Source organism: Sphingobacterium sp. HSC-15S19 (genome assembly GCF_050433745.1).
Lineage (GTDB): Bacteria > Bacteroidota > Bacteroidia > Sphingobacteriales > Sphingobacteriaceae > Sphingobacterium > Sphingobacterium siyangense.
In genome coordinates, this window is sequence record NZ_JBNPWQ010000065.1 from 1 (window position 1) to 15,005 (window position 15,005).

Annotated in this window: 13 protein-coding genes and 1 pseudogene; 9 read left to right on the forward strand and 5 right to left on the reverse strand. The window is 36.7% G+C overall.

What is annotated here, in order from left to right; genetic code table 11:
* Positions 1-972 precede the first annotated feature (972 nt).
* Positions 973-1,335: a hypothetical protein gene (locus L1283_RS27665; RefSeq protein WP_286768317.1), complete on the reverse strand. Its 363-nt coding sequence runs from the start codon at positions 1,333-1,335 to the stop codon at positions 973-975.
* Positions 1,336-1,570: 235 nt separating this feature from the next.
* Between L1283_RS27665 and L1283_RS27670 the strand changes: the two genes are divergently transcribed.
* The 6 genes from L1283_RS27670 to L1283_RS27695 all read left to right on the forward strand — a co-directional run bounded on the left by L1283_RS27670 (position 1,571) and on the right by L1283_RS27695 (position 7,016).
* Positions 1,571-2,191 (forward strand): recombinase family protein, encoded by a 621-nt coding sequence (locus tag L1283_RS27670; protein ID WP_286768316.1) that lies wholly within the window; start codon positions 1,571-1,573, stop codon positions 2,189-2,191.
* Between the two features lie 279 nt (positions 2,192-2,470).
* Complete coding sequence (locus L1283_RS27675) at positions 2,471-2,998, forward strand: hypothetical protein (RefSeq protein WP_286768315.1); 528 nt, start codon at positions 2,471-2,473, stop codon at positions 2,996-2,998.
* Between the two features lie 104 nt (positions 2,999-3,102).
* Positions 3,103-3,738, forward strand: coding sequence for a hypothetical protein (locus tag L1283_RS27680; protein WP_286768314.1), 636 nt, complete (start codon positions 3,103-3,105; stop codon positions 3,736-3,738).
* Positions 3,739-3,793: 55 nt separating this feature from the next.
* A complete protein-coding gene (locus L1283_RS27685; RefSeq protein ID WP_286768313.1) occupies positions 3,794-4,330 on the forward strand; it encodes a hypothetical protein in 537 nt (178 codons plus the stop codon).
* A 1,126-nt stretch (positions 4,331-5,456) separates the two neighbouring features.
* Positions 5,457-5,771 carry a hypothetical protein gene (locus tag L1283_RS27690; RefSeq protein ID WP_145331062.1) on the forward strand — a complete coding sequence of 105 codons (315 nt, stop codon included), beginning with the start codon at positions 5,457-5,459 and terminating at the stop codon, positions 5,769-5,771.
* 219 nt (positions 5,772-5,990) lie between these two features.
* Positions 5,991-7,016: a hypothetical protein gene (locus L1283_RS27695; protein WP_286850720.1), complete on the forward strand. Its 1,026-nt coding sequence runs from the start codon at positions 5,991-5,993 to the stop codon at positions 7,014-7,016.
* A 171-nt stretch (positions 7,017-7,187) separates the two neighbouring features.
* Here L1283_RS27695 and L1283_RS27700 read toward each other — a convergent pair whose 3' ends face one another.
* A complete protein-coding gene (locus L1283_RS27700) occupies positions 7,188-7,640 on the reverse strand; it encodes an SRPBCC family protein (RefSeq protein WP_286850721.1) in 453 nt (150 codons plus the stop codon).
* Positions 7,641-7,644: 4 nt separating this feature from the next.
* On the reverse strand, positions 7,645-8,313 hold the full coding sequence (locus tag L1283_RS27705; RefSeq protein WP_286850723.1) for a DinB family protein: 669 nt from the start codon (positions 8,311-8,313) through the stop codon (positions 7,645-7,647).
* A gap of 269 nt (positions 8,314-8,582) precedes the next feature.
* Between L1283_RS27705 and L1283_RS27710 the strand changes: the two genes are divergently transcribed.
* A complete protein-coding gene (locus L1283_RS27710) occupies positions 8,583-10,568 on the forward strand; it encodes a glycoside hydrolase family 97 protein (RefSeq protein ID WP_286850725.1) in 1,986 nt (661 codons plus the stop codon).
* A 103-nt stretch (positions 10,569-10,671) separates the two neighbouring features.
* On the opposite strand, the gene L1283_RS27715 is transcribed toward L1283_RS27710, so the two are convergent.
* Positions 10,672-13,035 carry a glycoside hydrolase family 127 protein gene (locus L1283_RS27715; RefSeq protein WP_088160852.1) on the reverse strand — a complete coding sequence of 788 codons (2,364 nt, stop codon included), beginning with the start codon at positions 13,033-13,035 and terminating at the stop codon, positions 10,672-10,674.
* Between the two features lie 285 nt (positions 13,036-13,320).
* On the opposite strand from L1283_RS27715, the gene L1283_RS27720 reads away from it, so the two are divergent.
* Together L1283_RS27720 and L1283_RS27725 are read left to right on the forward strand one after the other, a co-directional pair.
* Complete coding sequence (locus L1283_RS27720) at positions 13,321-13,911, forward strand: TIGR00730 family Rossman fold protein (RefSeq protein WP_145331066.1); 591 nt, start codon at positions 13,321-13,323, stop codon at positions 13,909-13,911.
* A gap of 198 nt (positions 13,912-14,109) precedes the next feature.
* On the forward strand, positions 14,110-14,454 hold the full coding sequence (locus L1283_RS27725) for a hypothetical protein (protein ID WP_088160853.1): 345 nt from the start codon (positions 14,110-14,112) through the stop codon (positions 14,452-14,454).
* 243 nt (positions 14,455-14,697) lie between these two features.
* Here the strand turns inward: L1283_RS27725 and L1283_RS27730 are convergent.
* Positions 14,698-14,938 (reverse strand): annotated as a pseudogene (locus L1283_RS27730) (heterodisulfide reductase-related iron-sulfur binding cluster); the annotation flags it as partial.
* Between the last annotated feature and the right edge of the window lie 67 nt (positions 14,939-15,005).

Here is a 15,005-nt window from a genome sequence, read left to right on the forward strand (position 1 = left end):
TCGTCCGAAAAAACAAGTTTTGATGCATTCATTAAAATATGAACGCTAATTGAAGACAAATATGATGGTATTACCACCAAAAGTGGGGAAGAACCAACATCATCGGAATATGCATTGAAGCGATCAATGATTTTCAACCAGGAATTAATGAGCAAACAGAAATAGCAGAAGCTTTATTAATTGATTATTTTAAGACGAGTTTGTATAATACTCATTTTACAAACGGATTGTCATCAAAGTTAAAGACCTTAAAAAATGTATACAAATTAGATTTTGACGCAATTATTGTAGAAATCAACAATGAAAATATTGGTAATTTAAAGGTCTTCTCGAATCATGTTGCACCTGATTATTATCATCAAGCAATACTTGATATTAGGAAACATGAGGGTAGAATATCACTTCTAAATCTAAAGTGAGTTTTATCGGGATAACATCAATATTTACAATATATCTCCATTCAGGATAAGTATTAGGATTTGTAATGAAATAAATTTATCAAAATAGAATTAGCTCAATGCCTCCAACAAATTCTTCAAATCTTGCTCAAAATCATGTGAAAAAAGTATGCTGACCGCACTTAAGGAGACACTATTAAATAGTAGTCTCCTTTTTTATGCTCAAAAATGTTGTCATTCAGAGTGTTAAAAACGACCTGCGCAGTTCGATTTTTTGATGCAAAAATTTTCGTATTTTATTCATATTAGGCTAAAAAGTGAGTATATAGCGTCATTAAGGCGTTTTTTCTACAGTTCGAAATCTCCTTAAGGATTTATTTTTGAGCTTAAGAGTATTCCCAGAGGATACTCACAATCCCATTTTTGGCAAATGGGGCGAGAGAAGTAGGGCTTTGCCCAACTTCTGCTTGCTCCTTTGTATCGTCCTATTATGGGGTTACATTTCGCAAAAACGCTGACTTTCATATGCTGTTTTACAGCGCTCAAAGTATTCAATTAGAATTAACACATGTTGCTAGTCTTTAATTAACCTGCCAACAATATTTTGATCGGTTTCTTCTTGAACAACGATATTACATAGGATTATATCTTTATTATCAAAGACCTGAAAATCGAAAAGTCTGGTAAGAACTTTAAATATTATGCCTTTTTTCTCGAACCGAGCATTTACTCCATGGCCATCTATAAACCTATCTACAGTTAAGCCTAAATAATCACCTGGAATTGGTAAATCAGCAATACTATCTGCGTGATATCCTTCTTCAGTTAGGTCTTCCTCGTACGGTCTTCCATTCCCATTTGGATTGTATTCTTGAAATCTGATCCGGATAGATTTCTGATCTTTGAAATCCAACCCATCCACTGCTTTAATTGCCATAATTTTTTCTTAACAAGTTACAAAACATAAATTATCAAATCAAGTTCATTTAAACCAGAAATTTTTTCCCCACCTATTTAATGATTGGTAATCTGGTTCTGTTAAACGCTGGTTTATTAAGATTATTCGATATCCTAAATTAGCATGATTAATTTTAAAATATATTGTCTCAAAAACTTGTATCAATAAACACTGTTTCATAAATTTATATGACATGAGTTTAATGTAACTAAATATGAAAATTGGGTATGCAAGAGTTTCGACCAGAGATCAAAATTTGAATTTGCAAATTGAAGCTTTGGAAAAGGCAGGTTGCGATAAAATATATAAAGAGAAAATTTCGGGATCGACCAAGAGTCGACCAGAACTTGACAAGATGCTTGAGCATCTACGGAATGATGATGAGTTGTATGTATGGCGATTGGATAGATTAGGCCGAAGCCTAAAGAATATTATTGATTTAGTTTTAGGTTTAAATGACAAAGGGATAATTGTCAAAGGTTTGACCGATGGTGTAGATACCAGCACAAGTAATGGTCGATTGTTTTTAAATATAATGGCTTCGTTTGCAGAATATGAAAGGGAGTTGACAAGAGATCGGACAAATGCAGGCTTACAATCTGCTAGAGCGAGGGGCAGAACCGGAGGAAGACCGAAAGGCTTTACAAAGGAAACAATAAGGAAGTTATTAATTATGCGCCCTCTTTATAAAGATCTGAGTAAAACTCCGGAGGAAATTTACGAACCACTCGGATTGTCTCGAGCAACCTTTTACCGCTATGCTAAAATTCTCGACAAGCATACTAATGATGAAATTAAAAATATGGAAGTTAATAAATATCAAAAAACGGTTTAAAATGAAAGCTATTGACTATTGTAAAAAATACGGTATATCGCAAACTCGGCTCGAATCTTAATTATCTAATATCAATAAATAGCGAATATTGCCTCTCAGAAGAACAGCAAGCGATCTATCCTAATCTTTTTAATAGTAAGAGGAAGGCTCTAAAAAAAATGCTGGTAAACCTAATCCTTGGAACAAAGATGAATTAAAGAACCGACCTTGGATATTAAAAAAGTAACATAAATTTCAATAAACAATGTGAAAAATTAGTTAATTATCTTCTTAACAGCAATGAGTCCATTTAAATACGAATTACAAGAGCTAAGCGAAATTAATACACCTTTTTATACAAGAATTGGCCTACTTAGCGTTCGATTTTCAGAAATTGAAAGTCTAATTACTCATATTATTGAGAAACTTATAAATTCCGATGATGAATTGATTAATCATTTTCTAATCAAAGAAAATTCACTTCACGTCAATTTGGAGCTAATAAAAAAGCTTTCATCTTTTCGACATTATGAAGAGGAAAGAATTTCGGAAATTGTTTCAAAACTAAAACCGTTACAAAGATTAAGAAACAGTTTTATACATGGTGTTTGGCTTGATGTGACAATTGAAAACAATGAAACTTGTATTTATTGCTCAGATCATAGATGGCAATTAACTAAAAGCAGTTCAAATAGAATACAATACTCAAGATATGATAGTAAGCGTTATACGACTCGGGATTTGGATAAAGAACTTATAACAGCTAGTGAAATATTGCTTGAACTAAAAAGACTTTGGCAGGATATTGATGAGGTCAATTATTTTTAAATATTATCATCACGATTCCAAAAAAAATGTTAATCCCGAGTTTACCAAAAAGTTTAGCAAATATTTAATTTTTAAAAAAATCACTAATCTCAAAAAACGATTTTATGAGTAAAAAAATTACAATCATTTTCATGAAATACTTGCAATTTACTATTATTACCGTCCTTCTTTTATTATTTAAAACATCTGTTTACGGACAAAATACCCGTGTTGTTGAGAGCTTTTATAAAATCCCTTTAAATTCAAGTAAATATGATGTAACATCGTTCATGGAATCTGATTTAGTAGATTTCTCAGTAAAAAAAACTTATAAATCTGATGTCTTTTTAGATGGTATTAGAGAAGCTATTAAATATGAAGGTGTAAATTTTGATCAAATTACTTTAATTTTTTATAAAGGAACGCTTTATGATAAAAAGTTAGACATTTTTTATATTGATCCAAAATATAAACATATCGCTGAAAAAGAATACCGAAACATTGATAAACATATAAGATCTTTTTTTAACATACTTAAAAGTGTTGAATCTCAAAGCATTAATTTCGGTGAGCAAGATGGAAATGGTATAACATATTTTGTTAAAAAAGACGGCAATAAATTTACTCGGCAATCTGGTCTTATGTTTAAAAGGTTATTTGATAGTCAAGGTACTTATGGTTACAAGATTGAGTATAATGTGACAGATGTATCGAAAACAGAATATGATATTAACAAATTATCTAAACCGGGGCTAGACTGATTGAGTTTTAACCAACTTTTGCCCTGAATGCTCTCAAAAAACGATAGAAAAAAGTATGAAAGATTATTACCGATTGAGTAAGTCAAAAAAGGAGGAAATAGCTCAAAATTTAATAGACATTATTGATAAAGGAATCCCACCTACATATGACACTAGAATATTTATTGGAAACTGGATCTTAACTGATCGTTCTGAAAAATTCAAAGCTTATTATGATGTATGGGAAATTGTACTGAAAAATTTTCTTCCTAAAACAAAACCAATATTGATTAGAAGTATCTCACGGAAATCTAAAGCAGAATATATTGCTAGTTTCACAAATTCTGTTTACTCTGCTGTTAAGTTCGGACAGGATAAAGGATATTGGATTATTTGTGATACAAAAGAATGTTTACCGTCATCAAAATCAAACAAAGGTAAATATAGATATACTTTTTATCCTTTAAGCCAAGTATTAAAAAAAGCAAAAGAAAATGGAGGTTGGGGATTCTCTGATAGATTATTAAGGGATTATGCCGGAGAAGATGAATACATAATGAAGATAGACTTCTCTGTAATGCAGCTAGTGAAATTTATAGAACACAATTATTAACAATAAATCTCAGAAACGATAAAGTATGAAGCCAAATCTATATAAACTAGAAGATGCCCATGGTATGAGTATTTTACATGTTAAAATTTTGAAGTTCCATCAAACCAACCTTTTTAATTAACTATATTTACGGTTTATTGTTCTAAATACCAATTTGGGAATTAACAAATATTTTATATAAATTTAACTTATAGCACTTGCAGCTAAAACGTATATCAAACCAGTGAGTTATTCGGTGAGCAGGTGAATGAAAGGTTTGTAAATTACTGATAAATAGATTGATGCAGGTAGGGTTCGATTCCCCTACGGAATATCCATTGGAATTACGAGTATTAAGGTTTAAAATATACTAAGTTTTACATTAAATAAGGAAGCAAATAATAAAGAAATCTTCAGCTTAATGCCTCCAACAAATTCTTCAAATCTTGCTCAAAATCATGTGAAAAAAGTATGCTGACCGGCACTTAAGGAGACACTAGTCAATAGTTGTCTCCTTTTTTATGCTCAAAAATATATCTCACATCCAAGGCATATGATAAATTTGATAATAATAAAGCCTTATTGGTTTATTTGGATAAAAATTTACACCGGGGCCGGTTCGAAGTTTATGGACCTAGTCTTATAAGAAGTTATTCTGTAATTTACTCGTGGTATTTATCTTGTATAGATAGGTTTTCCGGGAAACCAATTAGCGCCATTACCACCACAGGTAAATGCTTTCTGCTTTCTCGATTATTTTCCATTTTCTTATAAAAGCAATGTTTACGGTTCGCTATTCTAATTTTTTAACCCCATTTGCGCTAGTATATTTGGGCATTGTTAACGAATTTGTCCGATGCTGTAATAATTGGGCTGCTGAACTGTAGTTTATTTTGAATCAGATCCCTAAAAATACAAATAATGATAGAGACATACAATGTATAAAAATAAGACTTGCTGTCAAGATTAACCTATATTGTACAAACAGTTGTATTGCGAATAATAGACTAACAACCACGAATAATGAAGGGGCCTATAGCAAATAATAAATCACCGTAAAATTAGTTAAATGCGTTTCTATTTTTACTTCCATAAAATAAAGACCTGCTTCAAAAGCATGTTATGGTTTAACAAAAAAATAGAAACAATGAAAAAATTAATGATGAGTTTGATGGCGGTTGCGCTGCTATCTACAGTGGCTTCTGCAAAGACAACAGAAAAGGCTCCGAAAGAAAATGTCAATGTTAAAACGACGACTTACCGCCTTCCTAAAACGAACACCCTCGTGAAAGTCACCGAAGAGGTCAAAGAAAGCAAAGGCCAATTAACGCATTGTGTTTTTGTATTGAGTTTTTATGACTATGATACGGCACAATTGGTCGGTACACATACTTCAGACACCTATACGAGTGGCGGTTGTGGATCGTTCTTTAGAGCGTGTAGAGCTTTTTGGGGTGTTTAATGCAGGCGATCGCTCTTGATTTCAATCAGCTGAAAGGCTTCTGCATTTTCACGGTGTTACAAAAGGTTAAATCTAAGCGGGGTTAAAACCCCGCTTTTTTGTTTTGGACTGATGAAAAAAAACGCTATCTTCGATTATTATATTTAATTTATCAGATAAAAAAGTACGAGTGGTCCCTGTTTTTAATGATAACGGAATTTGAAACCGAAGAACTTCAATATGCACACTAGAAATTTTTTACTTCTTCTTAGCTCACTGATATGGCTAAGTTGTACAAAAGATCCCATCGAGCCAAAGGTAGAGCCCCCAGAGGTGGTACCTACAGATACCACCAAAAATGAACCCACTGTTCCGCCAGATAAGTATGAGATTCGAAAAGTACAGTTACAAATGAGTAAGCTTTTCGCTGATGACAATATTGATGAAAAGGTGTTCCTGGGGGGACTTTGGAGTCTCAAAGATACCCTTGATGGTCCGCGACTAGAAAGCCTGGAAGCAAAAGCAAAAAAAGTTAAATTCCATTTTTTGTCTTATAACGACGCATCCATAGATTTGGGCTTCTTTGTGCCCAGTTATAAAAATGGCCTTGCTTATGCCAATAAGTTTGAAAAATCGAAACAGGCGAGCAGCATGAATTTCTCCTCCAGCACTTTTGAAGATTATGCCGAAATACAGGGATTTCTTGGTAATTCGAAGGATGTAAAGAAGGCCTTATCCCTTGTGAGACATGCAGATTCAACGACGATCAGTAAACCCAATAGCACACTTCGGATAGGCAATGTCAATAAGCTTACAATATATATTGATTATATGGAGTATTATGAAGCTTACCCAACATCGGAAGTCGCAGCATTGACCCAAGCAGGTTACTCTCCCTATGTGCTTTCTTCGGTGACTTATGGCACCAATATGATTCTGATGGGAGAAACTGATTCAACACGGGCAAAACTCAATACAGCGATAGACAAAATATTGGAAAAGCAAGCACTGGATGATATAGATATCAAAGTCCTCGATTGCAGTAATTTGCTGATCTACTATCGTGGTGGCGGGAAGAACAGTTTTATTCAGTATCCAAAAGGAGCCCAGGCTATTGGAACAGCACTCCGCGATATGCTCCTTTATGTAAGCCAGACGGAAAATATCTTTAATTATCCACTTACTTATGACTTCATGAGCCTCAAGGATTATAGTACGTTAGAGTATTACAATATTTTTGATATTCACGTCAAAAAGGAAAAGTAAACTAATGCTAAAAATATAAAGGGCATATTTTAAAGAAGTTGACTTTCTTAGGTTTGCTTAAATGCATAAAGCAAAAACATAAAAAGGGGATTTAGATCCCCCTTTTTATTGAGTCAATATGTGTTTTTGATCAGTCTAGCGAGCGCTTGATCATTAAGCGCCTAATTAAACTTATTTAGTTTCACTCAACTCTTTTAAAAGTTGCAAAGCATCTGGCCAAGCTTCATTAAAGTAATCGATGTATTCGTCGTTTGTATCAACATCCACTTTCAATAATGTTTGTCCCTCGATGGCTGAAAAAGAATAGTTTTCTAATGCTCCTGCCCAATCTTCAACTGTTGGTCCGGATAAAATTTCCTGGCCCTTATCTAAGATGCCAAGGTGGCGAATAGATACATATGAATTTGGAATATATTCAGCAATCTCTGCTACCATTCCGCCTTTTTCACCATTTTCATTGACGCCAGTGAAATGAATTCTTTGTCCCTTTTCCCAAACGCCTTCGAAATCAGAGCTCGGATCGAAGGCACTAGTCCATTGTTTGTACGTTTCTTTATCGAGCATTGTTTTAAAAACCCGTGAGACAGGAGCATCAATCTTAATTTGATAGGTCAATTTCTTCATCTTTCTATTGTTTTGGAAAATTGGGATCGGCTTTTATTTCAGCGATTTGTTTGGTATGACGTGCACAATGTGCGGCAATAAACATCAGGGCTTGGTAACCATCAATTGGACCGGTTGGGGAGTCGCTGACATGATTTCTAAGATCTTCCGCATCAGCTTTTTTGATATAATCAAGTACTGGCTTACGCGCGGCATTGAAATCAGCGAGTGCCGTTTTCACATTTTTATAAATGCCCTCTGGTTGGAGTTCCTTGGGTGCCTGATATTTGTGACTCCTGTCTGTGAGTGCATTCTTGAGATTGTCGTCGGTCATCTTGATCTCTTTCCGCCTTTCAGGTTGTGGATCTTGATCCAGGCCTTTTTTTGCCATGTCAAATATCATTCGTTCTGAACGAATAATATGTTCAAGGCATTGACTGATAGACCATTTGTCAGGCGCTGGTTTAAATTGGAGCTGCGCTTCGCTTAAACCCGCAACCTGCTTTTCAAGTTCTGCAGTTGTTTGGTTAAAGTATTGTAATAGCGAGTCGGTTCCCAAATAATTACGTTTTAAGCTCTGTTTTTTTAATATCAGCGCAATGTTTTGGTTCTTTTGCTCGAGCAATAATCGTGATTTGGCTGATAATGGAGCTAAGGAAGCAGTTGCTATACTTGCAATTGCTATCATGTTCATAATTAGATTCATAGTTTGATACGTATTAAAATCGTAAAAATAAATGTCACTACTTCTTTACAATTATAACGCATTTTTGTTTTCTATATCTTTCCATAAGGCAAGAAAAGGTGTGGAGGCCGGCTCCCTAATCAGAAAGTAATAATTCCTTAAATAGTGGCATCAAGTGCTGGATAAGTGTCGTATTGCATAATAAGTGTTTTTTGTACATTTATTAAAATAAAACCTTATCTTTAACAGAATAACTAACCTACTATTTGAGTTAATCTATGTTAAATCACAATTATACGCGCTATTTTAGACGTTTACCATTAAAACCTTATGTTTTGGTATGTATCGTGTCTTTATTGGGCACAATTGCTGTAGCACAGCAGACATCGGTATCTAGTCCTGATGGAACTTTGACCGTTAAATTGGATCTGAAAAACGGCAATCTATTCTATGAGGTTGAACTGGAAGGGAAAACGATGTTGGAAGCTTCTCCGCTTGGGCTCCAAAGCAAGACGATAAATTTAAGTGATAATTTGCATCCAATAGCAGAAAAAAGAGCTGAAATTTCGAGCAATTATAACGAATCAAAAATCAAACGCAGTCAGGTAGCGTATAAAGCGAATGAATTGCGTTATTTGTTGGAGAATGCTTCAAAGCAACAGATTGAGGTTACTTTCCGTGTTAGCAACAACAATATTGCCTTCCGATATTATGTGCCTCAGGTAGGCGAGCCGGCCAATTTTGCATTAATAAAGGAGGAGAGTGGCTTTAAATTTCCACTCATTACAACAACATTTTTAACAGCTCAAGCTTCCCCGATGATAGGTTGGATGAAAACAAAGCCAAGTTATGAAGAGGAATATCAGGCAGATCAGGCTTTAGGGATACCTTCGAAGTATGGTGTTGGATATACTTTTCCTGCACTCTTTCATGTTGGGGATCGTGGATGGGTACTTGTTTCGGAAACGGGTGTATCAAGTGCTTATTGTGCATCCAAGTTAAGCGAAGGCACCAAGGATGGTCTTTATAGTATTGCTTTCCCGGAAGAAGGGGAGAACAATGGCATTGGACGTGCAGCTCCCACAATTTCATTACCCGGTTATACACCTTGGCGTACACTGACTATCGGGCGCAATCTAAAACCCATTGTGGAGACGACCATTCCTTTCGATGTTGTTGAGCCGCAATATCCGGCGTCGAAGAAATACGAATTCGGACGGGCAACGTGGAGTTGGCTGGAATGGCAGGATGGTAGTATTAATTTTGAAGACCAAAAGAAGTTTATTGATCTGTCAGCTTCAATGGGTTATGAATTTGTATTGATCGACAATTGGTGGGATACAAAGATCGGCCACAAAAAAATTGAACAATTGGTGGCTTATGGAAAGGAGCGGGGCGTAGGTATTTGCCTGTGGTACAATTCGAATGGATTCTGGAACGACGCACCGCAAACACCAAAAAATAAAATGAATACTTCGATCGCACGTAAAGCCGAGATGCAATGGATGCAGCGTGTGGGCATTAAAGGAATCAAAGTTGATTTTTTTGGAGGTGATAAACAGGAAACACTTAAGCTTTACGAAGATATTCTTTCGGATGCAAATGATTATGGATTAACAGTTATATTTCATGGATGTACTTTACCGCGGGGTTGGGAGCGTATGTATCCGAATTTCGTGGGTAGTGAAGCTGTATTGGCCTCCGAAAACTTGATTTTCACACAACATGCAAATGATACGGAGGCCTTTAATGCGACTTTACATCCATTTATTCGCAACGCCGTGGCGGCAATGGATTTTGGTCCGGTTTTGTTGAACAAACGTCATAACCGTGAGAATAACGGTGGTACTATTCGCAAAACGACAGAAACATTTCAATTGGCAACTGCGATTTTATTTCAGACTCCAGTGCAAAATTTTGGGTTGACACCCAATAATTTACAGGAAATGCCAGCCCATGTGATTGATTTTATGAAACAGGTACCTACAACCTGGGATGAAACAATTTTTATTGATGGTTATCCAGGTAAATATGTCATACTTGCCCGGAGAAAGAGTGATACATGGTATATAGCGGGTATAAATGCCGAAGGCAAAGAAAAGGCTGTATCGGTGAATTTGCCCATGTTGAGTACGGATGCGGTACAGCTAATCGACGATAACATCGCCCGGGAATCAAAACAGAAACAAATTCGACTTTCCAAAACAAAGACCATCAAATTGACATTACAACCGGATGGCGCAGTTGTTTTAATCGGAAAATAAAACAACTGCGCTCTTCTGACTAACTGAATCGTTCTTGATTAACTCAGTTAATCAAGACTAAGTGAATCACTCCTGACTAATGGAAACTTTCTCAAAGTTTCCATTAGTCAGGACGAAGAGTCCGGATTTCTAGGATCTTGTGACTTGTGGATCCTGCCCCGGCCTTAATTTTTAGTTCTATTTTGGTTTTCCCTATACCATCATTGGGAAGCTGTATACGTATTGTTTTAATGGTTGACTTCTCATCCTTGTCTTCCAGTGTGCTAATGGTTTTACCATCGACCATAACCTCCGTTATCCTTGATGAGTTGTCTGCCAGCAATTTGATTGCTATCAGTTGGGTCTCGGGCGTTATTTTCATCACATAACTAAACCAGTCTTTTGTATCGCGCCAGCGTGTATCGCCGAATGCCCCAGCATTGCTATTTTGCTCGCGAAAAAAGTGATCTGATTCCGGTTGTTGCTCTCCAGCGACAACCTTATCGACTGTTTTGGCAGCTAGCGCCAAGCTTTCTATTTCATCACTGTTCATTTTCTCCTGTAACGCCTGTAGTTCCTTTTCTGTTGCTTGAGGCCAATAGATCATATAACGGGAATCATGAATACCGAAAAAGGGTTCTAGTTCCATTTGAATACCTTTTTTTTCCAAATAAAGATCTGAGAGCGTAAAATGTAAGGGCTTGGATGCTATTGGTTTTACAAGTGCCGGAATATTGTTCGGCTCAGCTTTAAGAATTGGGAGATCACGTAAAGGGATTTGTTTTCCCGATGCAATGTGCCCCATTCGGCTGTCATCGGCCTGAAGTCCCAAAAGATCTTCCTGTCCACTACGGGCACCCAAAACAAGAGGTCCATATAAAATACTATAATAATTGCTTTTATCAGGCAACTGCTCAGTATGTATCCCCATAGGCAATTCAAGACTGACGATATCCCCCTTTCGCCATGTACGTTTGATTTGGATATGATCATTCGTTGAACTGAAATTGTGGTAAGGCTTTCCATTGATCAATACATGCGGAGCTGCTGTCAGCCAGTTGGGTTTACGAATAAACAAGCTGAATGAAGTCGGTTTTTTGGGGTTGATTCGGATGCTTGTATTGGCTTCTTTCGGAAAGTTCGTTTCTTGAATAACTTCCATGTTTTTCTCTTTCCAGTCCAAGCGTGAAGGAATAAACAAATTGACGAACAAGTCATTGTTGCGTTGTGCATAGATCATTTCACCATATTTGGCGTGGTTTTCCATCCCTGATCCAACGCAGCACCACATACTTGTCTGTGTTTGTGAATAAACGCGATAATGCCCCGGACGGATTTGTGTGAAATAAACTAATCCACCATGTTCGGGATGTTGTGTCGATAAGATGTGGTTGTAAAGAGCACGTTCATAAAAATCGAGGTATTTTCCTTGCGGATCAGTTTGGTAGAGCATTTTTGTGAGCCGTAACATATTGTACGTATTGCAGGTTTCAGGTCCCTCAATGCTATATAACATCTTTGAAAAATCGTCCGTAGGGTTAAAATGCTCACTCACACTATTTCCACCAATAGCAATCGAGCGTTGCTCAACGACATTGTCCCAAAAGTACCGAACAGCCTCAGCCCATTTTTCGTTGTGGGAAAGGTCAGCGATGCGTTTAAAACCGAGAACTTTTGGAATTTGTGTATTTGCGTGCAATCCTGTTAAATGATCTTGATGCGCTAATAAGGGCTCAAGTATGGATTGATGACTAAATTTACGAGCCAGCTCGAGATAAGTTGGGTTTTGGGTAATTGCAGCGACATCAGCAAAGGTTTCGTTCAGTCCACCGTGTTCACTTCGTAACATCTCCTGTATTTGAGCTTCGGAAAGTTGACCAACCAACTTAAGCGCCCAATCAGTCATCTGAATAAGCATGTCTTTCGCAGATTCATTGCCTGTCAACAAGTAGGCATCTCGCAGGCCAGCATAGGTTTTGTGTATATTATATAGCGGTACCCATTTTCCATTCAAGTTAAAGCTACCGGCGTTGATCCGGCCTTGTTGAATCTCTGTCCAACTAATTTTACCCCCAGGCACCCCGCCAATGTATCCGTTTCCATTTGCTTCCTGACAACGTTTCAAGTTGACCAGCATGTAATCCAGGCGTTCCTTGATGCGAAGATCTCCTGTAGCGGCATACATATGAGCCAGCGCAGATAGATAATGACCTCCGATATGGCCATCTAGTCCTGTATTTTCCCAATTGGTATAAGAGTCTTTTTTAAGCGGTAAATTGGCTTCGCGTAAAAATGGAGCCAACAATCGGTCCGGATCCATTTCCAATAAATAAGTGATATCCAGGTCTTCAGCATGTTTAAAAACTCCAGGTAACAACCTTACCTCTCTTAAATCGAAATAATTTAATTGAGGAGTTGTTTGAGCAGATAGCGCCAGACAAAATAAGCTTAAGAGAGCACTGTGCAAAAATTTGTTTTTGAAGATCATATGGACTGAAATTATCATTTGTTATTAACAAGATCTGATGAGCTTGTCTGGTTAGCCGTTATGTATAAAAAAGACCGGTAAATCAAAGATATTAAATGTGTTATTTATTTTAAGTGTTTTTTTTACATTTATCTATGCAAGAGAAAAAGGATGAATAGTTTTAAGTTGTATTTATTTGATAATTAGAGTTTTGCTTATTTTGTGTTTAGGAAGGTAAAATCCTGGCCTGCTGATAAGATCGCAATAAAAAAGAGCTGATCCGTTTATTTTTAGCTATACTTGTATATGAATAAAATTAATAGTATTGTTATTTTTTGTGCTTCCAGTTTAGGGAATTCGGCCGTGTATGAAGAGCAAGCCTCCTATGTGGGAAAGGTTTTGGCTGAATACGGTATCCGTTTGGTTTATGGCGGCGGAAGGGTTGGCCTAATGGGGGCTGTTGCGAATGGAGCTCTTGCGCACGGAGGTGAAGTAATAGGTGTGATTCCCGATTTTTTGAATTCGAAAGAAAGAGAGCATAGGGGTGTAACAAAACTGATTATTGTAGATACCATGCATGATCGTAAACGAATTATGAGCGATTACGCCGAAGGGGTTATTGCACTGCCGGGCGGTTTTGGTACATTGGAAGAACTTTTTGAAATGATTACATGGGCTCAATTGGGTTTACATAAAAAGCCAGTTGGTTTATTAAACATCAATGGATTTTATAATCATCTAATTCAATTTATTGATCACATGGTCGAAGAAGGGCTTCTTAAGCAGGAAAATAGAGCAATGTTATTGGTCGCTGATACGATTGAAGAGCTGATCGAGAAAATGCAACAGTATGAAGCACCACTGGTTCCAAAATGGATTGAGAAGGATGAAATTTAGGGCTTCGGTAAATTTTTATATCATCTTAATCCTGCTCTTATTTCTGACTAATAGCATTCTTATCGCTTTTTAATTTCGATTTAGAGATTTGTAACAGAATTTCTTATTCCTCCATATGTTACAATCTCGGTTTTTTTAGCCTGTATTTTTATCGTTTCTCTGTTTGGGCTTATTGCTCAAACAGTATCTCAGAATACTATGAAATCGTTCAGAATTGACGAAGTCGAAATTAGTTCGAAGTATTACAAAAGATATAATCCGAAACAACTGTCAGAAGCAATGCGGCTAGAAGCCTCATTGTTAAATATACCACAGCATATTCAAGTGGTGAACAGCGAGATTTTTAGGGATCAGGTGGTACTCAACCTCAATGAAAGTGCTACCCGAAACTGCAGTGGTACATTTCGGGAGGAACGGCATAATCGTATATCTCCAGATATCTATTCCCGTGGCAGCTATATCAGCGCGCAGCATAATGGTGTTGATATGCGTCCACTGGGAAAAGGGCCTAAATATCATTTTTTTTCAATGGTTAATTTTTGAACAACATTTTAGAAGAAATGAACAACAATCAATCGAATTAGAGGTGATACCTTTGTTATGGCTAGATGTTAGAGTTGTTTGATCAGCATAAATACAGCGCTGATCTTCGATTCGGGGGAATCCCCTATATTTTAACCGGCTTTGGGATTCCCCTAATTTAAGCGTGGACAGGAGATATTCTTCTCCCTACACAAAAGGCCCGATCGTATGATCGGGCCTCTTTTATTTCGTAATTAATGTAATTTACAATTGATTTGCTCGGGCAGTTATTTCCGCAATGTCCACACTTCAATCTCAGATTCTTTTACTTTCACGCCATCTTTTAACATCGTCATACAGAGAAAGGACATGCTGCAGCGACAACTTGAGGCTGTGCATCGATGACTTCTTCGATATGTTCGATGTTAATGTCTTTTGCTCTAGGCTCTGGTTCTTTGAATATTTGTCCGCGCCCAACACCACAGCAAAGTCCATTGCTCTTACAACTTATAGGCTTAATGGTAAAGAAAAGGCGGACAGAATTATAAATCTATTGTAATGAGCTATCGAAT